Source organism: Streptomyces sp. NPDC090106 (assembly GCF_044747265.1).
In the GTDB taxonomy this organism is placed as follows: Bacteria; Actinomycetota; Actinomycetes; order Streptomycetales; family Streptomycetaceae; genus Streptomyces.
The window spans coordinates 382649-405944 of sequence record NZ_JBIVDS010000008.1 but is presented as its reverse complement, the minus strand read 5'-3'; the positions used below and the strand labels follow the sequence as shown (position 1 = coordinate 405944).

Below are 23296 nucleotides of genomic sequence, written 5' to 3'. Positions count from 1 at the left end.
AGCTCCTGAACTCCCGCCCAGAGGAGGGCTGTTGTTACTCCACCCTGCCGTCCCGTCCCGCTCCACGCGGCCGGGGGCGGGCGGCTGATGGCGAAAGAAGGAGCACGACCCGCCTACGATCCCGCCGGACACGACGCCGCGTTGCGCGCCACCCTCCAGGAACTGCGCACCGGACGCTGGATGTCGATGCGGCGGCTGCTCTCCGAGACGTCCGCCTGGTGGCAGTGGACGCAGCGCACCCAGGTCCTCGCCGCCGCTGCCGCCGGAACCGATGTGGTGCGCATCTGGCTGTCGGAGGAGCCGCAGAGCGTCCCGGCGACGGTGATGCACGCCCGGGTCTCGGTCGAACGGGCCCTGCGGGCCCACCGCGAGCGGCACGCGCACACCCGCGACCTGTGGCAGGAGGCGTGGCAGGCGAGCCACGGCGCGGCCAGGGCCGCTCCGCAGGACCCGGTGCCGTGGGTGTGTCTGCTGGCCCTGTCCCGGCTGGACGGGGAGCGGCGCTGGGCCGAACACCGGGAGGCGCCGCCGGGGCCGATGCTGCCGCCGGGGCCGTGGGGTCTGCTCGCGGAGGCCGACAAACGGGACCCGTACAACCGCGAGGCGCACCACCGGATGCTCCAGTTCCTGTACGAGCACGGCACCTCGGGGCGGCTGGCCGAGGCGGCCGGGTACGCGCACTGGGCCGCCGACACCGCGCCGCCGGGCTCCGCGCTGCACGTCCTGCCGCTGTACGTGCGGGTCGAGCGGTACCGCCGCTCGGGCGGCCGGGACGCGGCGCTGGATCTGCACTGGGTCGCCGAGGACGCGACCCGCGAGGCGCGTCGCGCGCTGTACGCCTGGTTCGAGCAGACCTTCACCGCCGAGCGGTCGCTGCTGGACCTCAACCATCTCGCCCACGCCCTGTGGGGCGCGCTCCAGTTCCAGGACGCTGCCCGGGTGTTCGAGGCGCTCGGCCCGTACTGGACGCCCCTGCCATGGGCGTACCGCACCCCCGATCAGGCCGTGGAGGTGTTCCTCCAGGCCAGGGCGCGCTGCCGCCCCGCATGACCCACTCCTCCCCCACCAGTCCCTCCCCCAAGTCCCGTCCCGTCCAGTCCCGTTCCGTCCCGTTCCGTTCCGGAGGTTTCCGCATGCCCCGCTCCACCGACGGACCGACCGCGCCGCACGACGAGGAACAACGTCTGCGCGAACTCGGCTACCGGCCCGTCCTCGCCCGCCGCATGGGCGGTTTCGGCAACTTCGCGATCAGCTTCTCGGTGATCTCGATCCTGTCCGGCTGCATGACCCTGTACGGCTTCGGCATGGGCACCGGCGGTCCCGCGGTGATGCTGTGGGGCTGGGCCGGTGTCGGCCTGTTCGTGCTGTGCGTGGGCCTCGCGCTCGCCGAGGTGACCAGCGCCTACCCGACCTCCGGCGCGCTGTACTACATGGCCGACCGGCTCGGCGGCCGGCGGTGGGGCTGGTACACGGGCTGGCTCAACCTGCTCGGTCTGCTCGGCGCGATCGCCGGAATCGACTACGGTGCGGCCCTGTTCACGGGCGCGTTCATGAACCTCCAGTGGGGCTTCGAGCCGACGCCGGGGAGGACGATGCTGATCTTCGTCGTGATCCTGCTGGTGCACGCCGTGCTGAACCTGTTCGGGGTGCGTCTGGTCAGCGTCCTCAACTCCGTCAGCGTGTGGTGGCACCTGGCGGGTGTGGCGCTGATCGTCGGCGCGCTGGCGATCGTCCCCGACCACCACCAGTCGCCGTCGTTCGTGTTCACCGAGTTCGTCAACGACACCGGCTGGAGCAGCCCGTTGTACGTGGCGGCGATCGGTCTGCTGCTCGCCCAGTACACGTTCTCCGGCTATGACGCCTCCGCGCATCTGTCGGAGGAGACCTCCAACGCGTCCGTCTCCGCGGCCAAGGGCATCGTCCGCTCCATCTGGGTCTCCTGGATCGCCGGGTTCGTGCTGCTCGCGGGCCTCACCTTCGCGATCCAGGACTACGACGCCACGCGTGCCACCGACACCGGGGTGCCGCCCGCGCAGATCCTCCTCGACGGCCTCGGCACGGGCGGGGCCAGCGCGCTGCTCCTCGTGGTGATCGTCGCCCAGCTGTTCTGCGGCAACGCCGAGGTCGCCGCCGCCAGCCGCATGGTGTTCGCGTTCAGCCGGGACGGGGCACTGCCCGGTTCGGCGCTGTGGCGCAAGGTCAGCAGCCGCACCCAGACGCCGGTGGCGGCGGTGTGGCTGTCGGTCGCGGTGGCGTGCGTGCTGGCCCTGCCGTCGCTGTACTCGGCGACGGCGTACGGAGCGGTCACCGCGATCAACGTCATCGGCATCACGCCCGCCTACGCCATCCCCGTCTTCCTGCGGCTGCGCGCGGGCGACCGTTTCCAGCCGGGTCCGTGGTCGCTGGGCCGCTGGAGCAGGCCGATCGGCTGGGTCGCGGTGGTGTGGGTGGCGGTGGTCACGGTGTTGTTCTGCCTGCCGCAGTCCTCGCCGGTGACGGTCGACACGATGAACTACGCGTCCGTCGCCCTGGCCGTCGTACTCGTCCTCGCCACCGTGTGGTGGTACGCCGCCCGGCGTTCGTACGGCACGCCCACGACGGCCGCGTACGGATCGGACCGTGACCAGGCGGAACTGGCCGAGGGCATCGTCTGAGACGCGTCGGGCCACCTACGAACGGGGGTGCCGGATAGGGCAGGATGAGCGGTCGCGCAGGTCAACCCGCTGACCGGGGCCGCGCGCTCGCTCATCCCGCACTCCGAACAGGTGGCAACGTGACAGCTTTCCAACGGGACCTCACCATGGACGACCTCGTGGTCGCCGGAATCGCCGTGGTCGCGGGACTCGTCGCCGCGTTCCTGCTGCGGATCCTGCTCAAGTGGCTCGGCAAGCACGCCGATCGCACGAAATGGAGCGGCGACGACGTCATCGTGGCCGCGCTGCGGACCGTTGTGCCGTGGGCGGCGTTCTCGGGAGGGGTGGCGGTCGCCGCGGCGGCGCTGCCGCTGAAGTCGGCGACGCAGCGGCACACCAACCAGGTCCTCACCGTGCTGCTGATCTTCGTGGTGACGGTGGCGGCGGCCCGGCTGGTGGCGGGGCTGGTCCAGACGGTCACCCAGTCCCGCTCCGGCGTCGCGGGATCGGCCACGATCTTCGTCAACATCACCCGGGTGCTGGTCCTCGCGATCGGCTTCCTGGTGGTGCTCCAGACGCTCGGCATCTCGATAGCGCCCCTGCTGACGGCCCTCGGTGTCGGCGGTCTGGCGGTCGCCCTGGCTCTCCAGGACACGCTCGCCAACCTCTTCGCGGGCATCCACATCCTCGCCTCCAAGACGGTGCAGCCCGGCGACTACATCCGGCTGAGCAGCGGCGAGGAGGGCTATGTCGAGGACATCAACTGGCGTCAGACGACCGTGCGCGCGCTCTCCAACAACCTCATCGTGATCCCCAACGGGCAGCTCGCCAAGTCGAACATGACCAACTTCATGCGTCCCGAGCAGCAGTTGACGATCCTCGTCCAGGTCGGTGTGGGCTACGACAGCGACCTGGAGCATGTCGAGCGGGTCACCTGCGAGGTCGTCACCGAGGTCATGACCGCGATCGAGGGTGCCGTGCCCGAGCACGAACCCCTGGTGCGTTTCCACACGTTCGGCGACTCGCGCATCGGCTTCACCGTCATCCTCGGTGTCGGCGAGTTCAGCGACCAGTTCCGCATCAAGCACGAGTTCATCAAGCAGCTCCACAAGCGCTACCGCCAGGAGAACATCAGCGTCCCGGCCCCGCGCCGCACGGTCTCCCTCCAGCAGGGCTCGCTGACGATCCCGCAGCAGCGCGACGCACTCGACGTCACCCCGTGACACCCCACCGGCCGCCGGCCTCACGGGGACGGTGAGCGCACCGCGTCCCGGGCGGGACGCGGTGCACCGCAAGTGGCCTACAAAGTGGCCGAGTTGTCGTGGTGGCCGCCGGGTGTGTCCTGCGGTCGGCGCAGGGCCGAGGTCACCGGGGTGACCGTCCAGTCCGGGTGGCCGGGCATCCGCGGGGTCTTCGTGCCGTACAGCCAGTCGCGGAGGAAGCCGGACAGGTCCGTGCCCGCGGTCTCGGAGGCGACGGCGATGTAGTCGGCCGTGGTCGCCGAGTAGTCGCGGTAGCGGTCCAGGAAGGCGCGTTCGAGGGCGTGGAAGGTGTCCTCGCCGACCTGCTGGCGCAGGGCGTACAGGACGAGGACACCGCCGAGGTAGCGCTGGCTGTCGAAGAGGGTGGCCTCGGTGGGGGCGGCGACCGGGCCGGACGTCGCGCGCCACTGGTCGCCGCGCGCGTAGGTGTCCTTCATCCGGGCTTCCATGGTGACGAGCCCGAGGGAGTCGGCCCAGCCGCGTTCGTAGCGGTAGAGCAGCCCGTAGAAGTCGGCGTGGCCCTCGTTGATCCACAGGTCGGCCCAGTTCGCGGGGCTGACGCTGTTGCCGAACCAGGAGTGGACCAGCTCGTGCATCATGTGCGAGCCGATCTTCGACTCGGCCTGGAGCAGGTAGTTCGGCTTGTAGAGGGTGAGGGTCTGGGTCTCCAGGCCCGTGAAGTCGAAGGCGTCCGAGGCGTCGTTGTTGCACGGCAGCAGGCCGTACGTCTCGAACGGGTAGGCGCCGAGCCGCTCCTCGATCCAGCTCACCAGGTTCGGGGTGAGGGCGAGCGCGGGCTCCAGCGCCTCGGCGCGGGCGGTGGGGACGACGTCCCGCAGCGCGAGGCCGGACGGGCCCGGACGCTCCTTGATCACATAGTCGCCGACCGTGATCTGCACGAGCTCGGTGGCGATCGGCTCACGGGAACGGTAGGTGTACGCCGTCCGGCCGTCGCCGAGGTCCTCCGTACCGACGAGCCGGCCGCTCGCGACACCCCGCAGGCCCGTGGGGACGGTGAGGCGGACGCAGAGGTCCGCCTTGTCCGCCGGGTGGTCGTTGCAGGGGAAGACGGTGTGCGCCGAGTTGGGCTGGGGGCAGGTCGCGAAGCCGTCGGGGGTCGGCACCCAGGCGGTGTGCGCGAGCGCGGCGCGCGGGTCGGCTGTGTACGCCACCGCGACGCGTACCTTCCTCCCGGCGGGCAGGAACACGCCGGGCGTGATCCTGAGCTTCTCGCCCACCTGTTCGAAGGCGGCCTCGCGCCCCTGGACCCGCACCGCGGATATGCCGAGCCCGAGGGCGTCCAGGGAGAAGCGGCTCAGGTCCTGGGTGGGGGTGAGGGTGAGGGTCGCCGTCGCCTCGACGAGCCGGGTCACGGCGTCGTAGGCGAGGTCGAGGCGGTAGGCCGAGACACGGTAGCCGTCGTTGCCGAGGCCCGGATAGACGGTGTCCCCGAGGGTCTCCGCGCCGGGCGTGCCGCCGCCGGTCCCGGTGGTGCCGGAGGCCGCGCCGTTCCCGGTGGCGTCGGAGGCCGCGTACGCCGGGGCGCCCGCCGCCAGCGCCGCGGCGGTGCCGATCAGGGCAGCCGGGGCCGTCACTCTGGTGCGATATCTCATGGTCCGCTTTCGTTCGGGCGGCCGGTTGGTCACGTCCGGCCGTCGACGATCAGATGCACGATCTCTGTCCAGGACCGCGAGATCGGCCGTTTGGTTGCACGGACCCCTGTCGAGCCCGCCACCATCACGAGATATCTTGATGTCGAGCAATGTTGCAGACGTGGAGCGGAGCACCCGGTGACTGACTCGACCATCATCTACACGCACACTGACGAGGCCCCGGCCCTGGCGACGTATTCCTTCCTGCCGGTGGTCCAGGCGTACGCCTCGCAGGCGGGTGTCGCCGTGACCACGCGGGACATCTCGCTGGCCGGCCGTCTGATCGCCGTCTTCCCGGAGTACCTCGCCGAGGACCAGCGCATCCCGGACGCGCTCGCCGAGCTGGGTGAGCTGGCCAAGACGCCCGAGGCCAACATCATCAAGCTGCCGAACATCTCGGCGTCCATCCCGCAGCTCAAGGCCGCGGTCGCCGAGCTCCAGGCGCAGGGCTACGCGCTGCCGAACTACCCGGACGACCCGAAGACCGACGAGGAGCGGGAGATCCAGGCCCGCTACGACAAGGTCAAGGGCTCCGCGGTCAACCCGGTCCTGCGTGAGGGCAACTCCGACCGCCGCGCCCCCGCCTCGGTCAAGAACTACGCCAAGACCCACCCGCACCGCATGGGCGCCTGGACCTCCGAGTCCAGGACCGACGTGGCGACCATGGGGCAGAACGACTTCCGCTCCACCGAGAAGTCCGTCGTGATCTCCGAGGCCGGCTCGCTGAAGATCGAGCTGGTCGCCGAGGACGGCACCACCACGGTCCTGCGCGAGTCCGTGCCCGTCCTGAAGGACGAGGTCGTCGACGCGTCCGTGCTGCACGTCGCCGCGCTGCGCGAGTTCCTCACCGCGCAGATCGCCGAGGCCAAGGCCAAGGGCGTGCTGTTCTCCGTGCACCTGAAGGCCACGATGATGAAGGTCTCCGACCCGATCATCTTCGGCCACGTGGTCCGCGCGTTCTTCCCGCAGACCTTCGAGCGGTACGGCGCCGAGCTGGCCGCCGCCGGTCTCTCCCCCAACGACGGTCTGGGCGGCATCTTCAAGGGCCTGGAGTCCCTGGCGAACGGCGCCGAGATCAAGGCGTCCTTCGACGCCGAGCTCGCCGAGGGCCCGGCCCTCGCGATGGTCGACTCGGACAAGGGCATCACCAACCTGCACGTGCCGTCCGACGTCATCGTCGACGCCTCGATGCCGGCCATGATCCGCACCTCCGGCCACATGTGGGGCCCCGACGGCGCGGAGGCCGACACCCTCGCGGTGCTGCCGGACTCCTCGTACGCCGGTGTGTACCAGGTCGTCGTCGACGACTGCCGCGCCAACGGCGCCTACGACCCGTCGACCATGGGCTCGGTTCCCAACGTCGGTCTGATGGCGCAGAAGGCCGAGGAGTACGGCTCCCACGACAAGACCTTCGAGGTCGCCGCGGCCGGTACGGTCCGTGTCGTCGACCAGGCGGGCACCGTGCTCATCGAGCAGCCGGTCGCCGCGGGTGACATCTTCCGCGCCTGCCAGACCAAGGACGCGCCGATCAAGGACTGGGTGAAGCTGGCCGTCACCCGCGCCCGCGCCACCGGCGACCCGGCCGTGTTCTGGCTGGACGAGACCCGCGCGCACGACGCCAACCTGATCGCCAAGGTCCAGGCGTACCTGCCGGAGCACGACACCGAGGGCCTGGACATCCGGATCCTCGCGCCGGTCGACGCCACGAAGCTGTCGGTGGAGCGTATCCGCCGCGGCGAGAACACCATCTCGGTCACCGGCAACGTCCTGCGTGACTACCTGACCGACCTGTTCCCCATCCTGGAGCTGGGCACCAGCGCCAAGATGCTGTCGGTCGTCCCGCTGATGGCGGGCGGCGGCCTGTTCGAGACGGGTGCCGGCGGCTCCGCGCCCAAGCACGTCCAGCAGCTCGTCAAGGAGGACTACCTGCGCTGGGACTCCCTCGGCGAGTTCTTCGCGCTGGTCCCGTCCCTGGAGCAGTACGCGAGCGCCACGGACAACCCGAAGGCCAAGGTCCTCGCCGACACCCTCGACCGCGCCACGGCGACCTTCCTCAACGAGGACAAGTCCCCGACCCGTCGCGTCGGCGGCATCGACAACCGCGGCAGCCACTTCTTCCTGTCCCTGTACTGGGCGCAGGAGCTGGCCGCGCAGACCGACGACGCCGACCTCGCCAAGGCCTTCGCGCCGTTCGCCGAGACCCTCGCGGCGAACGAGCAGAAGATCGTCGACGAGCTGCTCGCCGTGCAGGGCAAGCCGGCCGACATCGGCGGCTACTACCAGCCCGACCCGGCCAAGGCCGCCGCGGTCATGCGCCCGTCCACCACGTGGAACGAGACGCTCGCGTCGCTCTGACCCGACGCCCGGCCCCGCGGGGCCGCCGCGTGATCCCGCCCCGGTCGGCAGTTGCCCGGCCGGGGCGGGCCGCGTCTCACTCAGTCCCGGGGCGGCTCGTCAGTCCCGGGGCGGCTTGTTCGTCCCGGGGGCGGCTCACCAGTCCCGGGTGGCGACGAGTTCCTCGATGTCGGCGTCCTCGAAGCCGTAGGCCCGGGCGACGACCCAGAACTCCTCGGCTATCGCCTCGCGGGCGACCGTCTCGATGTCGAAGCCGTCGTCGTCCTGGAGGTCGTTGATCTCCTCGGTGGCGGCGTGCGTGAGGACGTAGAGCGCGGTGAGATCGGCGGGCCGGTCCGACTCGATCCGCTCGCACAGCCGCAGCAGGACCTGCCCGCACCGGTCCACGGACCCGGCGGGGTAGTAGTCGTCCCCCCGCAGCGTCTTGAGGAACGGGTGGGACGCCATCTGGTGGTTCTGGATCGTCATGGAGGTGATCCTGCACCACGCCACTGACAACGCCCCGGGAGCAGCCCTGTGACCTCCGCCGTACCGTCCTTCTCGCTGCTGCCCGGTGCGGCCGGCTCGCCCGTCATCCTGCACGTGCCGCACTCGGCGCGGGAGATCCCGGCCGACGTGCGGGCGGGGATCGTGATGGACGGGCCGGCGCTGGAGCGCGAGTCGGACCACGTCGTCGACGCGCACACCGCGCAGATCGCGGAGGCGGCGGCGCGGGCGGCCCGGGTGACGCCCTGGCGGTTCGTGAACCGGCTGTCGCGGCTCGTCGTCGATCCGGAGCGGTTCCCCGACGAACGCGAGGAGATGCTCGCCGCGGGCATGGGGGCGGTGTACACGCGCACGACGCACGGTGAGGTGCTGCGGGAGGCGGGCTTCGACGCGGAGCCGCTCCTCGCGCGGTACTTCCGGCCGTACGCGCGGGCCATGACCGAGGCCGTCGCGGAGCGGCTGGCCGCCACGGGCCGGGCCGTGATCGTCGACGTGCACTCGTACCCCACCGCGCGGCTGCCCTACGAACTGCACGGCGAGGGCCCCCGTCCCCCGGTCTGCCTCGGCACGGACGCCTTCCACACCCCGCCCGCGCTGCTCGCCGCCGCCCGGGACGCGTTCGGTGACGCCGGGCTGTACGGGGACGTCGGCCTGAACAGTCCGTTCAGCGGAACGTACGTGCCGCTGGACTTCTTCGGCAGGGACCCGCGCGTGTCCGCCCTGATGGTCGAACTCCGACGCGACACCTACATGGCCGAACCGGGCGGCCCCGCCGGACCGGGGCTGCACCGGATCGCCGCCGCACTCGGCACCCTCGTGGACGCGGCGGGCTGACCCACGCGCGCCCGGGGAGCCCTCCCCCGCGACAGCCGACCACCGGGCCGGGGCTCGGCCGAGTCGCCACCGCACTCGGTGCCCTCCCGGACGCGGCGGCTGAGCGACGCCCCCGCGCGGCAACGGGTCGCCAGCCGCCGTTCTGCTCGGCACCGACGTCACACCCACCCCACCGACGCTGATGCTCGACCCCCGACGCGCCGCCCTGCACAAGCGAACCGGGCCCAGGCTCCGCCGAGTCACCGCCGCACCAGGCCCCCTGATCGACGCGATGGACTGACCCGCGTGCCCCGGTGGAGCACGCCCTCCCGACAGCCGACCGGCGGTCGCTCGGCGCCGACCTCTTCCCCACGTCTCTGATCGCCATCCGACGTGACGCCCGCACGAGCGAGCCGGAAGGGCCAGCCGGGCCGGGTCGCCGCCATGCTCCGCGCCCCCGGTGGAGCACTCCCGCGCGACAGGGGGTCGTCGGGGCGGTGAGGGTGGGGGCATGACGCAGGAGATCACCACGGAACCGGCGGCCGTGCGGGACTGGCCCAACCTGGAGCTCGACGGGACGGACTTCGATCCGGTCCTGGCCGAGCTGATGCGCGAGGGGCCGGTGACCCGGATCAGGCTGCCCTTCGGCGAGGGGTGGGCGTGGCTGGCCACCCGCTACGAGGACGTCAGGGCGATCACCAACGACCCTCGCTTCGGCCGCGCCGAGGTCACCCGCCGCCAGGTGACACGCATGGCGCCGCACTTCAAGCCGCGTCCGGGCTCGCTGGCCTTCGCCGACCAGCCCGACCACAACCGGCTGCGCAAGCCGATCGCGGGCGCGTTCACGGTGGGGGCGATGAAGCGGCTGCGGCCCCGCGCCCAGGAGATCCTCGACGACCTGCTGGCGGACCTGCTGCGCGCCGGGCCGCCCGCCGATCTCGTCGAGCGGATCCTGGAACCCTTCCCGCTGGCCGTGGTGAGCGAGGTGATGGGGGTGCCGGCCGACATGCGCGAGCAGGTGCACGCCTGGACCCGGCAGATCATCTCGACCTCCGGCGGCGCCGAGGCCTCCGAGAAGGCCAAGAACGGCATGTACGGCTGGATCACCGACACCATCCGCTCCCGGGCGGAGAGCACGGACGACTCCGTGTACTCGCTGCTCGGCGCGGCCGTGGGGCGGGGCGACATCAGCGAGGCGGAGGCCGTCGGGCTCGCCGGGCCGCTGCAGATCGGCGGCGAGGCCGTCACCCACAACTGCGGCCAGATGCTGTATCTCCTGCTGACGCGGCCCGAGTTGCTGCGCCGCACCCGGGAGCGGCCGGAGTCCCGGGGTGCCGTCCTGGACGAGCTGCTGCGCTGGATCCCGCACCGTTCCTCGGTGGGGCTCGCCCGGATCGCCCTGGAGGACGTCGAGGTGAGCGGGGTGCGGATCACGGCCGGCGAGCCGGTGTACGTGTCGTACCTGGCCGCCAACCGGGACCCGGAGGTCTTCCCCGACCCCGATCACCTCGATGTCGACCGGACCTCCAACCCGCACCTCTCCTTCGGGAACGGGGCGCACTACTGCACCGGCGCGGTCCTCGCCCGGACGCAGACCGAGCTGATGGTCGACACGCTCCTCGACCGGCTGCCGGGCCTGCGCCTGGCGGTGCCGGCCGACCAGGTCGAGTGGCGCCGCAGGACGATGATCCGCGGCCCGCGGACGCTGCCCGTGACCTGGTAGGCCGGCCGGGTAGGAGGGTGGTGCCGGCGTGCGGGGTCAGACCCGCAGCCACTCCGTGACGACGACCTCCCCGCCCGTGCGCAGCCGCAGCGCGAACGGACCGCCGGGCGGCACCGGCCCGGTGAACCGGCCCAGTTCGTCGGCGACCAGCGGCACCGCGGTCTGCGGCCCGCCGAGGACCTCGATCAGGGCCTGTTGGGGCGGCAGCACCTGCCCCAGCAGGCCCTCCCCCGTCACCTCCACGTCGACGGTCACCTCGCCCACGTGGAAGGTCAGCATGCGGGGCACCTGCGTCGCGCCCCGCACCGGGATGGCGTCCACCAGCGAGTCGAAGGTCAGCTCGGCGATCCGGGCGTCGAGATCGTGCAACGCGTAGGCCTCCATGGCGAGTTGCAGCAGTGGGGGCGGTACCGGGTCGACGATGGCGGCGGCGGCCCGGAGCTCCTCCTCCAGCAGGTCGTCGTAGGTGTCCTCGCCGCTCATACCGCACCCCGCGCCTCTAGTCGTGCCCGCAGCCGGCGCAGACAGCGCTGGCGCAGGGGTCCGATGCTGCCCACCGCGATCCCGAGCGCGACGGACACCTCCTGGTAGCTGGGCGGCGGTGTGGCCATCAGGATCCGCAGCAACGAGCGGCAGCGTTCGCCGAGTTCCTCGAACTCCTGCCACAGGTGCCGGATGCGCTCGGACTCCACCGCCGCCTCCTCCGAGTCCAGCAGGGACTGCTCGGGCGTGAGGTCCTCACTGACCCGGTCGAGGAGCTGCGGATCGTCGGTGGGCGTCAGCCGCCTTAAGCTCTTGAGCACCTTCAGGCTCTCGTGCCGTGCCGTGCTGGCCAGCCAGGAGCCCGCCTTCTGCGGTTCGCGGATCCGGCCCAGATGCTGGGCGAAGCGGAACCACACGGTCTGGTACACCTCGTGCGCGTCGGCGTCGTTGAGCCGGTGTGCCCGCACGACGGACCACACCAGTGGGCTCAGCCCTTCCACGAGCGCCTTCCAGGCCGCCGCGTCGCCGTCGACGGCGGACTGGACCAGCGCGCCGACATCTGCTCGGTCCACGGCCCCACCCCTCGTGTACGGCAAGTCATCGTACGCCGTGGAGGAGGCGAGTTCGGCCCTCACTGCTGTACTGCCGGACCCGGGTGCCACGTCGGCGGAATGAGCGCCACCACGTTCGCCCCCCGTACCTCCGCGTACTCGGTGTTGGCGGCGATCAGCTGCTGACGGGCCGCGCGCGGGTCCTTCTCGGGGTGGGTGGTCATGTGCGCGGCGACCATGCCGGCGGCGGCCGGGGTGGCGAAGGAGGTGCCGCTCCAGTGCGCGTACCCGTCGAAGATGACCTTGTCGGGGGTGCCGGTGCCGCTCAGCACGCCGACGTGCTGGGGGTGCTGGCAGGTGCACAGGTAGGTGAAGTTGAACCGGCAGGCGTCGTACGTGGAGTGCTGGTACACGTACGGCACCGGGACGTCGAAGCCGGTGAGGGTGCTCGTGAGCCGCTCGCCGGGAGCGTAGGCGTTCACCCAGGAACCGTGGTTGGAGAAGCAGGCGCCGTGCTCGCCGTCGGTCCGCAGCGCGCCGACGGACAGGACGGACTCCTCGTAGCCGGGCAGGGTGGCGTAGGCGGCGGGCCAGAACGGCGTGGCGCTGGCGTTGTTGCCGGCCGCGGCCACCAACAGGGTCCGCTGGGAGCGGAGTTCCTGCATGAAGGCGTCGAGGCCGAGCAGTCCGTCGGTGCTGCCGTTGGAGGTTCCCGCGGAGAGGCTGATGATGTCGGGCCAGCCGCCCGCGTCGACGGCCGCGAACAGGGCGTCCCCGAAGTCGGATTCGAGGATGGCGCCCGCGTCGTTGAGGGTGCTGCGCACGGTGATGTTGGTGTTGGGGGCGACGGCCGCGAGGACGCCCGCGATGAACGTGCCGTGTCCCACGTACTGGAGGAGGTTGCCGAGCGGGTCGGTCTCGATGCCGTGCAGGTCGCCCTGGACGTGGGCGAGGAGCGGCACGAGGGAGTGGTCGTGGGTGAGGCCGTTGTCGACGACGAGGACGTTCACGGCGGTGGCGCCGTTGTAAGCCGCCGGGGCGGGCGCCGGGTTGACGCCTCCGGCGAGCGGGGCGGGCACGGGCTCGTCCCCGGGGCAGGAGTTGACGGCGATCGACACGACGTGGTTGCGGCTCACGAGCCGGCGTCCGGCGCGTCCCTCCGGCGCGCGCATGGCGCGCAGCGCGTTGGCGACGGCGCGGTCGGCGCGCGGGCCGCCGTGACTGGGGTCGCCGACCTGGATACGGGTGATGCCGGAGCGGTTGGTACGCGGTCCGGCGCGGCGCACCTGGTCGCCGCTGAGGCCGGTCGCCGCGGTGAAGTGCTCGCGGACGGTGTCCTCGACGACGCGGGCCTCCTCGCCGTCCCGGGCGAGGACGACGCCCTTCTCGTAGATGAACTCGGCCGAGTCGTCGGGTCCGAGCGCCAGAGCGACGTCGGGCATGGAGCGCTGGATCTGGTCGAACTGCTCGTGGAAACGCTGAGGTGCCATGACTGGTCCTCCCCCTGAGGCGGTGTTCGTCAGTCAGAGTCTCGGGGTCCTTGATTGATACAGCACCAAACCCGTGTGGCGTGCGACCCGGAGCACTACCATCCGTGGGGTGACGTCGGGAAGCGAGCAGGTTCTCGAACTGCTGCCCCTGGTGTTCGCCGCCCCCCAACAGGCGCTGGCCCGGGCAGAGGAAGTACTCCGTACCGATCCCTCGGTGCTGCACGCCTCCGTCGCCCACCAGGTGATCGGGATCTGGCAGCGGGACTGGGGCGACATGACCATGGCCCTCCATCATCTGCGCCGTGCGCGGGACCTCGCCGTGCGCGCCGAGTCCGCCGAGCGGGAGGGGGATGTGCTGGCCGCGCTGGGTGTGGCCCTCGTCCACTCCGGGCGGACCCGGCAGGGGCTCGCCGCGCTGGAGCGGGGGGTCGAGGTGAGCAGCGGGCACACCAGGGCGCGCGTCCTGTTCCGCCGGGCCTACGCCTCGTGGGTGCTGGGGCTGCACCGGGAGGCGCTGGAGGACGTACGGCGGGCGATCCCGGTGCTGCGTCAGGTGGACGACGTGATCTGGACGGCGCGGGCGCTGACGCTGCGGGCGACCGTGCATCTGGCGGTCGGCGCGGTGGAGCGGGCCGAGGCGGACTTCGCGGCGGCCGAGACGCTGTTCGACACCACGGGCCAGGACCACGACAAGGCGGACGGGGTGGAGAGCCGTGGCCTCGCCGCGTTCCGCTCGGGTGACGTCCCGGCGGCGCTGAAGCTGTTCGACGAGGCAGAGGACCGCTACGCCAAGCTCGGCACGCCGTCCTTCATGCTGTACATCCGGCGCTGCGAGGTCCTCATGGCCGCCGGGCTAGCGTCCGAGGCGCTGGGCCAGGCCGACTCGGCGATCAAGGTCCTGGACGGTATCGGCGGGCAGTCGACGCGCAAGGCGGAGCTGCTGCTGGTCGCGTCGAAGGCGGCCCGGCTCGCCGGGGATCCGCACACGGCCATAGCGCGGGCGGCGCTCGCGGTGCGGCTGTTCGCCGGGCAGCGGCGGCCCTGGTGGGAGACGCACGCCCGGCTGGTCCTGATCGAGGCGCGGGTCGCCGCCGGGCGGGGCTCGGGACGGCTGGTGGCGGACGCGGCCGACGTCGCGGACCGGCTGGCCTCGTTCGGCGCCCCGGCCGCTCCGGAGGCGTCGCTGCTCGCGGGCCGGATCGCGCTCGGCCTGGGCTGGACGGCCGACGCGGAACGGCACTTGGCGGTCGCGGCGCGCAGCCGGCGCAGCGGTCCGCCGCTGGCCCGGATGACGGGCTGGGCGGCGCAGGCGCTGCGGGCGGAGGCGGCGGGGTCGGCGCGCGGGGTCCTGGAGGCGTGCCGGCGCGGCCTGGACGTCCTCGACGACCACCGGATGACGCTGGGCGCCACGGAGTTGCGGGCCCGGGCGACCGAACAGGGCGCGGAACTCGCCGCGTTGGCGCAGCGGGCGAGCCTGGACTCGGGCAGTCCGCGGCGGCTGCTGGTGTGGAGCGAACGGTGGCGGGCCACCGCGCTGTCCACGCCGCCGACCCGTCCGCCAGCCGATCCGGCGCTGCTGAGCGACCTGACCGCGTTCCGGGAGATCGCGGCCCGCGCGGACGCGGCCCGGATGGAGGGCCGTCCGGTTCCGGCGCTGGAGCGTGAACAGCGGCGCCTGGAGCGGGAGATCCGCTCCCGGACCCTGCACATCCGCGGCGACTCCCCCGGTGACGGCCACCGTTTCGACCCGACGCGGCTGCTGGAGCGGCTGGGCGACGACACCCGGCTGGTCGAACTGGCCGTACTGGACGGGCGGGTCCAGGTGCTGCTGTGCGGACAGGGACGGGTGCGGCGGTTCGAGGCGGGGCGCGTCGCCGACGCCGAGCGGGAGGCCGAGCACGTCCAGGCGGGGCTGCGGCGGCTCGCGCATCCGGGGGCGGACGCGCGGCTGCCGCTGGTGGAGGCCGCGGGGCGGCGTCTGGAGGAGTTGCTGCTCGGTCCGGCGGCGGCACATCTGGGGCAGGGTCCGGTCGTGATCGTGCCGCCCGGCCGGCTGCACCGGGTGCCGTGGGCGCTGCTGCCGTCGCTGCGGGAGCGGGTGCTGAGCGTGTCGCCGTCGGCGAGCGGCTGGCTGCGGGCCCGCGACACCGAGCCGCCGCCCGACCGGCGCCAGGTGCTCGTCCGGGGACCGGGGCTGGCGACCGAGGGGGCCGAGGTGCCCGAACTCGCGGCCCGGTACGCCGGTTCGATGGTGCTGGAGGACGACTACGCGCGGGTGCCGCGGGTGTTGGAGCAACTGGACGGGGCGGCGCTCGCGCACATCGCGGCGCACGGCAGCTTCCGCGTCGAGAGTCCGCTGTTCTCGTCGCTGCGGATGGCGGACGGACCGCTGATCGTGCACGACTTCGAGCGCCTGGACCGCAGCCCGTACCGGATCATCCTGTCGTGCTGCGACACGGCCCGCTTCGCGACGGTCGGTGCCGACGAACTCCTCGGTCTGGTCACCGCGTTGCTGCCGCTGGGCACGGCGGGTGTGGTGGCGTGCAGCGCGCCGGTGAACGACGCGGCGGTGGTGCCGCTGATGCTCGCCCTGCACAAGGGGCTGGCGGCCGGGCTGTCGCTGGCGGAGGCGTTGCGCGACGCGCGGGCCGCGCTGCCGGGCGACGCGACGCATCAGGCGACGGGATGGGCCTTCACGGCGTTCGGCGCGGCCTGAACCGAACGGTCCGCGCCGCGCCGCGCCGGTCGCAGGGGAAGGTGGCGGCCTGACCCCTCCCCCGATCACGGGGGTCAGACCGCCGGTCGATGGAGCCGGCGCTCAGGCCGGTTGCGCGTCGGGGAGTTCCACCAGCCAGGGCAGCGCGCCCCGGTCGTTCGCGCCGAGCCGGGCGTAGGCGCTGTACAGGTGGTTGCCGACGGTGCGGATCGACAGGGTCAGCTTCTCGGCGATCTGCCGGTTGCTGAGGCCGGCCGCCGCGAGGGTGACGATCTGCCGCTGGCGCGCGGTGAGTTCACCGAGGACGAGCCCCGACAGGGCGGGGGTGCGGGCGCCCTGGCAGCGGCGGGCCAGTGCGACGGCACGGGTGCGTGAGGTGCGCGCGGCGCGCGGGTCGCGGTGGACGTGGACGGCCTGGGCGTGCGCCTCGGCGGCGAAGAGAAGGAAGCCGCGCTCCTCCAGGCGTGCGGCGGCCCGGTCCAGGGCGGGTCCGTCGCCGCGGGTGAGGGCGTCGGCGTGCTGCGCGAACACGCCCTCGCCGGGGCGCTCGCCCGGGGTGCCGAGCCGTACCGCGTCATAGGCGTCGGTGACGGCGCGCAGGGCCGTGCCGAGGTCGCCGCGGGCCGCCGCCCGCCAGGCCTCGGCGCGGTCACCCGGGGTGGCGTCGGCGGCGACGACATCGCCGGACTGGGCCGCGGCCAGGGCGAGTTCGGCGCGGCAGGCCCCGTGTCCCGCCGTCTCCCGCAGTCCTTCCCGCGCCCAGGCCGCCGCTTCCCGCAGTTCGCCGCGCAGCCGGGCGTAGCGGGCGCGCACGGCCGCGTACCGGGCCGGTACGGGCTCGCCCTCCGCGACGAGCCACTCCCCCACGGGAGCCTGGACCAGCCGGACGTCGGCCCGCTCGATGCGCTCGGCGAGCAGCGCGGCCTCGCTCTCCAGGGCCGCCGCGCACTGCCCGGGGGTGCGGGCCAGCCGCCTGGCCCGCAGCCGTCCGGCGGCGGCGCGCAGCACGGGGCCGTGCAGGGGGTGGGCGAGGCGGACGGTGCCGTGGTCGTCGACGTCGACGAGGCCGTCGGCCTCCAGGCGTTCCAGGGCGTGCAGGTCGAGTCCGTCCATGGGCCGTGGCAACGGCTCGGCGAACGCCAGGAGTTCGAGGGTCCCGCGGTCGGCGCACTCCAGGACGGGAGCGGTCTGCGCGCGTACGGTCGCCGTCACCGGGACGGGTCCGCGCCAGGCCCGCTCGCCGGTGCCCGCGACGCGGGTGAGCCGTCCGCCGTCGCGGACGGCGCCCACCAGGTCGCGCAGCAGGCGCAGATCGCCCCGGCACAGACCGTGCAGCCGGTTCACAGTGAGCGGTTCGAGTCCGCCGCCGACGCCCACGGCGAGCAGCTGGGCCGTCTCCTCGTACGGCAGGGGTTCGAGGGTGAGGCGTGGCAGGAGCTCTCCGGTCCACAGCCGGGAGACGGCGCCCGGCGCGGGGCTCGCCTCGGTGGCGACGACCAGCAGCCGGGTGCGTCCGTGCACGGCGAGCTGGTGGACGAGGGCGGCGGAGGAGTCGTCGAGGAGGTGCGCGTCGTCGACGAGCAGCAACCGCACGCCGGAGAGCAGTTGGACGGCCCGGTGCAGGGAGACGGTCTCGGGCAGCAGATGGGCGAACGCGGCGAAGGGGCTGTGGCGGGTCTCGGGCGTTCCGGCGACCCGGACGCAGTCGGTGCCCCGGACGGCCTCCGTGACCAGCCGGGTCTTGCCGCAGCCGGCCGGGCCCGTGACCACGATGCCGTGGTGGCCCGCGGCGAAGGAGCGCCGGATCAGTTCGAGTTCGTCCTCCCGGCCGGTGAAGGGCCAGGGAAGTTCCAGGGTCTTCGCGTCGCGTTCGAGAATCGTCACTCCTATACGAGCACGCGTACTCAGACTTGATACACAGGGACTTGAGTAGCCCTCGACTCAGGCGCCCGCCGTCCCCCTTCGGCAGTCTGTGCGCATGGCCTCCCGCTACTGCTCTCTCGCGCAGCAGTCGGCCCCCGTCTTCGCACCGGGGCTGACCGCCGAGCGGGTCGGCGCGCTCATCGGCGGGGGCCGGATGTGGGTCAACAACACGGTCCTGCATTACTACTTCTTCGACGGCGGGTCCGACGCCTCGGTGATCTCCGTGCCGGGCAGCGGTGCCACCCGACGGGTGCCGTGGGTCGGCGCGAAGGAGCAGCGGGACGTGGTCCGCGAGTGCTTCCGGGAGTGGCAGGACCTGGGGATCGGCGTCACCTTCGCCGAGGTCCGCGACCGCTCGGAGGCGGAGCTGCGCATCGGCTTCCAGGCCGGTGACGGCTCCTGGTCGGCCGTGGGCAAGGACGCGCTGCGGGTCGGACTGCACGAACGCACCATGAATTTCGGCTGGGACCTCACGGAGCCGGGTGAGCGCGCGACCGCTCTGCACGAGATCGGGCACGCGCTGGGGATGCGCCACGAGCACCAGAATCCGTACGCCGGGATCCACTGGGACGACGAGGCCGTGTACGCCGAGCTGGCGGGCCCGCCGAACCACTGGTCCCGGGACAGGACGTACGGGAACATTCTGTGCAAGCTGGACTCCCGTGAGGTCAACGGCTCCTCCTGGGACCCCCAGTCGATCATGGAGTATCCGTTTCCCGCGGGGCTGATCCTGGAGCCGGAGCAGTTCCGTGGGGGTCTCACCCCGCCGGGCACGCTCTCTCCGTGCGACAAGGAGTACGTCCTGCGCTGGTACCCGTCGGCCGGTTCGGGGGAGCCGTCCGCGCTGGTGCCGTTCCGCTCGGCCCCGCTGAGGCTGGGGCCGGGCGAGCAGGCCGACTTCGGGATCGATCCGCCGGAGACCCGCGACTACAGCGTGGGCACCTTCGGCGACAGCGACACCGTCGTGGTGGTCTTCGAGGAGCGGGACGGGGAGCCCCGCTATCTCGCCGGCCAGGACGACGGGGGAACACCGCACAACGCCACCGTCAGGGCCCGTCTGGTCAAGGGCCGCCGCTACTTCGTCCGTGTGCGCCTGTACTCCGCGTGGGGTTCGGGGGAAACCGCGGTCATGTGCTGGTGACAGCCGGTACGGGACGCACACGGACGAGGCTGGACCTTCAGTCCGGCGCCGGGGGAAACGGCGGCGGAAAGTCACCTTCGGGGGAGGGAGACTTTCCGCCGCCACGCCGCGTCGCGGGCCGCGCCCGGTGGTTCGGGGGTCGTGCGGGGCGGGGGCCGCGGTCTACGATCCGCTCATGCTTGCGAGCGAGGGCTCCGGAGTCCCCGACCTGGAGCGTCAACTCCGCATGATCCTCTGGCTGTTGCCGGTCGCGGCGGTGCTGTGCGCCGCGTGCTGCGCGGCCTTCCTCGGCTCGGTACGCCGGCACCGCGCGGCGGGTGAGACCCGGTCGGCCGTGGCCAAGGCGCGCAGCGCCACGGCGACCGCGCTGCTCGCCGCGTTCCTGGCGGCACTGTGGGGCGCCGCCGCCGTCCTGACGCGGTAGCGGACCGCCCTCCCGCCGGCGGACGGTCCGCCCCCGTCATCGCGACGGCCGCGTGAGGTGACCCCGGCGGCGCCATTCGGCGGCGAGCAGTTCGTAGGAACGGACCCGGTCGGCGTGGTCGTGGGTGATGGTCGTGAGGAGCAACTCGTCGGCCTCGGTGGCCTGCTGGAGCTGTTCGAGGCGGTCGGCCACGGTGGCCGGGGAGCCGACGAACTGGGTGTCCACGCGGTCCCGCACCAGCTCCCGGTCCTCGTCGGTCCATGCCAGAGCGCGCGCCTCGTCCGGGGTCGGGAACGCGATGGCGCCCTCGGCGGTGCGGATGCTGCGCACCCACGGGCCGTACCCGGTGGCCAGTTCACGCGCGGTGGCGTCGTCCTCGGCGACCACCACGTCGGCGGAGACACTGACGTAGGGCCTGTCGAGGACCTCGGACGGCTGGAAGAAGGAGCGGTAGCCGTCCACGGCCTCCAGGACGGTGGCCGGGCTGACGTGGTAGTTCGCCGCGAAGCGCAGACCGCGCTCGCCCGCGACCTCGGCGCTGACGCCCCCGCTGCTGCCGAGGATCCACACCTCGACGTCGGCGCCCTCGCCCGGCACGACATGGGCCTCGACGCCCTCCGGGGTGCGGTAGGTACCGGCCAGCAGGGCGAGCAGGTCGTCGATCTGCTCGGCGTACTCCTGCGACTCGGCGCCCGGCAGCAGGAGCAGCTTGCGCTGGAGGGCGATCCGGGGTGAGCCGAGGAGGCGTTCGAAGGAGAAGCGGGGCGGGACGACCAGGCCGTTCGGGGCGCGGCCGGCCGGGGCCGGGGTCTCGGTCGGCCGTCCCGGCGGGCGTCCCCCGGAGCGGCCCAGGCCCAGGTCGAGGCGGCCCGGGTGCAGGGCGTCGACCAGGCCGAACTCCTCGACGGTGCTGAGCGCGGTGCGGTGGCCGAGCTGGACGGCGCCGGAGCCGAGCCGGATCGTGGAAGTCGCGGCGGCCGTCAGGGCGAGCAGGACGGCCGGGGACGTGCCCGCGACGCCGGGGTTGAGGTGGTGCTCGGCGAACCAGTGGCGGGTGTAGCCGATCCGCTCGGCCTGCCGGGCGAGGTCGATGGAGTTGCGCAGGGCGTCGGCGGCGGTGGAGCCGGTCGTGACGGGGACCAGGTCCAGGACGCCGAGGGGGATCTCAGGCATGGGCGGACTCCAGCCCCGCGGGTTCCCACGGGAACGGCGGGTCCGGGATGTCGCGCCGCAGCACGGGGGCGACCTCGGACTGGAACAGCTCCAGCGAGTCCCGGTGCTGAGCATCCGTCAGCCCGCTCGCGTCGGCGTGCAGATGGAGCACCGTGTGCCCGAACCGCTCGTGGTAGCGGTGCACTTTGTCGATGATCTGGCGCGGGCTGCCGATCAGCGCGGAGCTGCGGTCGACGAAGTCCTCCAGCGTCTCGAACACGACGGGCAGGCCCGTCTTCCGGGCGAAGGCCAGGTTGGCCTCGAAGAGCGGCCGGTAGACGTCGAGCGCCTCCTGGGAGGTGCGGGTCACCAGCAGCCCGGCCGAACCGGCGCCGACCGCGATGTCCGCCGGGTCGTGGCCGTAGTGCTCCCAGCGCTCCCGGTAGTGGCGGATCAACTCGGCGTACGGCTCGATGGGATGGGTGACGTTCGCGGAGAACAGCGGGTCGCCGTAGCGTGCCGCGAGGTCCACGGACTCCTTGCTGGTGGCGCTGCCGTGCCAGACCCGGACGGGCCGCTGGTAGGGGCGCGGCCAGACCTCGGCCTCCTTCAGCGGCGGCCGGAAGCGGGTCTCGGCGGTCACCTTGTCCTGGCGCCAGAGCCGCCGGAACACCTCGTAGCTCTCGGCGTTGCGGTCCCACTGGTCCTCGGACGTGACGTGGAACAGCTCGCGCTGGGCGGCGCCGTTGCCCTTGCCGATGATGAGGTCGAGGCGGCCCCCGGAGAGGTGGTCGAGGGTGGCGTAGTCCTCGTAGGCGCGCACCGGGTCGAGCAGGCTGAGCGTGGTGACGGCGGTGAACAGACGGATGCGCCGGGTCAGGGCGGCGACATGGCTGAGGACGACGGTCGGCGAGGAGGAGATGAACGGCCGCTCGTGGCGCTCCCCCACGCCGAACCCGTCGAAGCCCAGCTCCTCGGCCAGCACGGCGTTGCCGAGGACCTCGCGGAACCGTTCGTGCGTGGACTTCAGCACGCCGGTGACCGGGTCGGGCCGGTGCACGATCAGCGTGATCGCGAGGAACTTCACGATGCCGCCCGGGCGGTGCGCGCCTCGTCGTCGGGGTGGGCGAGGCCGAGGTGGTCGCGCAGGGTGGTGCCCTCGTACTCGGTGCGGAAGACACCGCGTTCCTGGAGCAGGGGGACGACCTTGTCGGCGAAGGCGTCGAGGCCGGTCGGGGTGATGTGCGGGACGAGGATGAAGCCGTCGCTCGCGTCGGCCTGGACGTACGCGTCGATGGTGGTGGCGATCGTCTCGGGCGAGCCGACGAAGGTCTGGCGGTTGCCGGTGTTGATGACGAGGTCGCGGATGGACCAGTTGTGGGCGGCGGCCCGTTCGCGCCACTCGCGGGCGGTGGCGAGCGGGTCGCGGTACATGCGGACCTGGGCGCGGCCCTTGGAGATGTGGTTCTCGCTGACGTCCGGATCGATCTCCGGCAGGGGGCCGTCCGGGTCGTAGGAGGACAGGTCACGGTTCCACACGAACTCCAGGTGCTTGAGGGCGGTGGCCCCGCTGACCTGCTGGCGGCGCACCTCGCGCGCGAGTTCCTCGGCCTCGGCGTCGGTGTCGGCGAGCGCGAAGGAGGCGGCGGGCAGGATGAGCAGTTCGTCGCGGCCCCGGCCGTACTTGGCGAGGCGGTTCTTGACGTCGGTGTAGAACGCCTGGCCCTCCTTGAGAGCGGCGTACCGGCTGAAGATGGCGTCCGCCTGGGAGGCGGCGAACTCGCGGCCCTCCTCGGAGTCCCCGGCCTGGAAGACGACGGGGCGGCCCTGCGGGGAGCGCGGGACGTTGAACTGGCCGTGGATGTCGAAGTGGTGGCCCTGGTGGACGAAGGCGCCGGCCTGGGCGTCGCGGAGGAAGACGCCCGCCTCCTGGTCGGCCACGATCTCGTCGCCGCGCCAGGAGTCGAAGAGTTCGTGGGTGGTGGCGAGGAACTCCTTGGCGCGGGAGTACCGCTCGTCCTGCGGGAGGAAGCCGCCGCGGCGGAAGTTCTCGCCGGTGAAGGCGTCCCAGGAGGTGACGACGTTCCAGGCGGAGCGCCCGCCGGAGAGGTGGTCGAGGCTGGCGAACTGGCGGGCCACCTCGTAGGGCTCGTTGAAGGTGGAGTTGATGGTGCCGGTCAGGCCGAGGTGTTCGGTGACGGCGGCGAGCGCGGAGAGGATCGTGAAGGTGTCGGGGCGTCCGACGACGTCCAGGTCGTATATCTTGCCGCCCTGTTCGCGCAGCCTGAGTCCTTCGGCGAGGAACAGGAAGTCGAACTTGGCGCGTTCGGCGGTGCGCGCGAAGTGGGCGAAGGAGCTGAACTCGATGTGGCTGCCGGAGGCGGGGTCGCCCCACACGGTGGTGTTGTTGACGCCCGGGAAGTGGGCGGCGAGATGGATCTGCTTCAGCGGCTTGGTCATGGCTGTTCGGTTCTTCCTTCCGGCTGACGGCT

General features: G+C 72.5%; 18 protein-coding genes. 9 read left to right on the top strand and 9 right to left on the bottom strand.

The features are described from left to right. Positions 1-87 precede the first annotated feature (87 nt). From ACIPSE_RS26950 to ACIPSE_RS26940, 3 genes are all read left to right on the top strand, one after another. On the top strand, positions 88-1050 hold the full coding sequence (locus ACIPSE_RS26950) for a hypothetical protein (protein ID WP_401666917.1): 963 nt from the start codon (positions 88-90) through the stop codon (positions 1048-1050). Between the two features lie 83 nt (positions 1051-1133). Next, the gene (locus tag ACIPSE_RS26945; RefSeq protein WP_401666915.1) at positions 1134-2654 is read left to right on the top strand and encodes an amino acid permease; all 1521 of its coding nucleotides are present in this window, start codon (positions 1134-1136) and stop codon (positions 2652-2654) included. Between the two features lie 146 nt (positions 2655-2800). Continuing rightward, complete coding sequence (locus ACIPSE_RS26940; protein WP_401667272.1) at positions 2801-3856, top strand: mechanosensitive ion channel family protein; 1056 nt, start codon at positions 2801-2803, stop codon at positions 3854-3856. Positions 3857-3933: 77 nt separating this feature from the next. On the opposite strand, the gene ACIPSE_RS26935 is transcribed toward ACIPSE_RS26940, so the two are convergent. Continuing rightward, a complete protein-coding gene (locus ACIPSE_RS26935) occupies positions 3934-5508 on the bottom strand; it encodes a M1 family metallopeptidase (protein WP_401666913.1) in 1575 nt (524 codons plus the stop codon). 177 nt (positions 5509-5685) lie between these two features. Between ACIPSE_RS26935 and ACIPSE_RS26930 the strand changes: the two genes are divergently transcribed. Beyond that, a complete protein-coding gene (locus ACIPSE_RS26930; RefSeq protein WP_401666911.1) occupies positions 5686-7902 on the top strand; it encodes an NADP-dependent isocitrate dehydrogenase in 2217 nt (738 codons plus the stop codon). Between the two features lie 135 nt (positions 7903-8037). Here ACIPSE_RS26930 and ACIPSE_RS26925 read toward each other — a convergent pair whose 3' ends face one another. Beyond that, the gene (locus tag ACIPSE_RS26925; protein WP_401666909.1) at positions 8038-8370 is read right to left on the bottom strand and encodes a DUF5713 family protein; all 333 of its coding nucleotides are present in this window, start codon (positions 8368-8370) and stop codon (positions 8038-8040) included. Between the two features lie 48 nt (positions 8371-8418). Here ACIPSE_RS26925 and ACIPSE_RS26920 point away from each other — a divergent pair, with 48 nt between their 5' ends. Next, positions 8419-9222 (top strand): N-formylglutamate amidohydrolase, encoded by an 804-nt coding sequence (locus ACIPSE_RS26920; RefSeq protein ID WP_401666906.1) that lies wholly within the window; start codon positions 8419-8421, stop codon positions 9220-9222. A gap of 490 nt (positions 9223-9712) precedes the next feature. Continuing rightward, positions 9713-10924 (top strand): cytochrome P450, encoded by a 1212-nt coding sequence (locus ACIPSE_RS26915; protein WP_401666904.1) that lies wholly within the window; start codon positions 9713-9715, stop codon positions 10922-10924. A 36-nt stretch (positions 10925-10960) separates the two neighbouring features. Here the strand turns inward: ACIPSE_RS26915 and ACIPSE_RS26910 are convergent, their stop codons facing one another. From ACIPSE_RS26910 to ACIPSE_RS26900, 3 genes are read right to left on the bottom strand one after another with little or no spacing between them, the layout of a single operon-like run. Further along, positions 10961-11407: a hypothetical protein gene (locus ACIPSE_RS26910; RefSeq protein WP_401666901.1), complete on the bottom strand. Its 447-nt coding sequence runs from the start codon at positions 11405-11407 to the stop codon at positions 10961-10963. Next, on the bottom strand, positions 11404-11979 hold the full coding sequence (locus ACIPSE_RS26905) for an RNA polymerase sigma factor (RefSeq protein WP_401666899.1): 576 nt from the start codon (positions 11977-11979) through the stop codon (positions 11404-11406). Before ACIPSE_RS26905 ends, ACIPSE_RS26910 begins: the two co-directional genes overlap by 4 nt. 59 nt (positions 11980-12038) lie before the next feature. Beyond that, positions 12039-13448 (bottom strand): S8/S53 family peptidase, encoded by a 1410-nt coding sequence (locus ACIPSE_RS26900; protein ID WP_401666897.1) that lies wholly within the window; start codon positions 13446-13448, stop codon positions 12039-12041. 109 nt (positions 13449-13557) lie between these two features. Here ACIPSE_RS26900 and ACIPSE_RS26895 point away from each other — a divergent pair, with 109 nt between their 5' ends. After that, positions 13558-16164 carry a CHAT domain-containing protein gene (locus tag ACIPSE_RS26895; RefSeq protein WP_401666894.1) on the top strand — a complete coding sequence of 869 codons (2607 nt, stop codon included), beginning with the start codon at positions 13558-13560 and terminating at the stop codon, positions 16162-16164. Positions 16165-16266: 102 nt separating this feature from the next. On the opposite strand, the gene ACIPSE_RS26890 is transcribed toward ACIPSE_RS26895, so the two are convergent. Beyond that, positions 16267-18048, bottom strand: coding sequence for a LuxR C-terminal-related transcriptional regulator (locus ACIPSE_RS26890; protein ID WP_401666891.1), 1782 nt, complete (start codon positions 18046-18048; stop codon positions 16267-16269). 94 nt (positions 18049-18142) lie between these two features. Between ACIPSE_RS26890 and ACIPSE_RS26885 the strand changes: the two genes are divergently transcribed. Then, positions 18143-19228, top strand: a complete 1086-nt coding sequence (locus ACIPSE_RS26885; protein ID WP_401666888.1) for a M12 family metallopeptidase — start codon at positions 18143-18145, stop codon at positions 19226-19228. A gap of 175 nt (positions 19229-19403) precedes the next feature. Further along, positions 19404-19652, top strand: a complete 249-nt coding sequence (locus ACIPSE_RS26880) for a hypothetical protein (RefSeq protein ID WP_401666886.1) — start codon at positions 19404-19406, stop codon at positions 19650-19652. Positions 19653-19688: 36 nt separating this feature from the next. Here the strand turns inward: ACIPSE_RS26880 and ACIPSE_RS26875 are convergent, their stop codons facing one another. Genes ACIPSE_RS26875 through ACIPSE_RS26865 form a run of 3 tightly spaced genes read right to left on the bottom strand, consistent with a single transcriptional unit; the run spans position 19689 to position 23264 of the window. Beyond that, entirely contained in the window at positions 19689-20825 is a 1137-nt protein-coding gene (locus tag ACIPSE_RS26875) for an LLM class flavin-dependent oxidoreductase (RefSeq protein ID WP_401666884.1), read from the bottom strand. Next, positions 20818-21891 carry an LLM class flavin-dependent oxidoreductase gene (locus ACIPSE_RS26870; RefSeq protein WP_401666882.1) on the bottom strand — a complete coding sequence of 358 codons (1074 nt, stop codon included), beginning with the start codon at positions 21889-21891 and terminating at the stop codon, positions 20818-20820. Before ACIPSE_RS26870 ends, ACIPSE_RS26875 begins: the two co-directional genes overlap by 8 nt. Continuing rightward, on the bottom strand, positions 21888-23264 hold the full coding sequence (locus ACIPSE_RS26865; RefSeq protein ID WP_401666880.1) for an NtaA/DmoA family FMN-dependent monooxygenase: 1377 nt from the start codon (positions 23262-23264) through the stop codon (positions 21888-21890). The genes ACIPSE_RS26870 and ACIPSE_RS26865 overlap by 4 nt, the downstream gene beginning before the upstream one ends. Between the last annotated feature and the right edge of the window lie 32 nt (positions 23265-23296).

Excerpts from the sequence above, each read along its gene's own strand:
- ACIPSE_RS26950 (WP_401666917.1), top strand. The coding sequence starts at position 88 with ATGGCGAAAGAAGGAGCACGACCCGCCTACGATCCCGCCGGACACGAC.
- ACIPSE_RS26945 (WP_401666915.1), top strand. The coding sequence starts at position 1,134 with ATGCCCCGCTCCACCGACGGACCGACCGCGCCGCACGACGAGGAACAA.
- ACIPSE_RS26940 (WP_401667272.1), top strand. The coding sequence starts at position 2,801 with ATGGACGACCTCGTGGTCGCCGGAATCGCCGTGGTCGCGGGACTCGTC.
- ACIPSE_RS26935 (WP_401666913.1), bottom strand. The coding sequence starts at position 5,508 with ATGAGATATCGCACCAGAGTGACGGCCCCGGCTGCCCTGATCGGCACC.
- ACIPSE_RS26925 (WP_401666909.1), bottom strand. The coding sequence starts at position 8,370 with ATGACGATCCAGAACCACCAGATGGCGTCCCACCCGTTCCTCAAGACG.
- ACIPSE_RS26915 (WP_401666904.1), top strand. The coding sequence starts at position 9,713 with ATGACGCAGGAGATCACCACGGAACCGGCGGCCGTGCGGGACTGGCCC.
- ACIPSE_RS26910 (WP_401666901.1), bottom strand. The coding sequence starts at position 11,407 with ATGAGCGGCGAGGACACCTACGACGACCTGCTGGAGGAGGAGCTCCGG.
- ACIPSE_RS26900 (WP_401666897.1), bottom strand. The coding sequence starts at position 13,448 with ATGGCACCTCAGCGTTTCCACGAGCAGTTCGACCAGATCCAGCGCTCC.
- ACIPSE_RS26885 (WP_401666888.1), top strand. The coding sequence starts at position 18,143 with ATGGCCTCCCGCTACTGCTCTCTCGCGCAGCAGTCGGCCCCCGTCTTC.
- ACIPSE_RS26880 (WP_401666886.1), top strand. The coding sequence starts at position 19,404 with ATGCTTGCGAGCGAGGGCTCCGGAGTCCCCGACCTGGAGCGTCAACTC.
- ACIPSE_RS26875 (WP_401666884.1), bottom strand. The coding sequence starts at position 20,825 with ATGCCTGAGATCCCCCTCGGCGTCCTGGACCTGGTCCCCGTCACGACC.
- ACIPSE_RS26865 (WP_401666880.1), bottom strand. The coding sequence starts at position 23,264 with ATGACCAAGCCGCTGAAGCAGATCCATCTCGCCGCCCACTTCCCGGGC.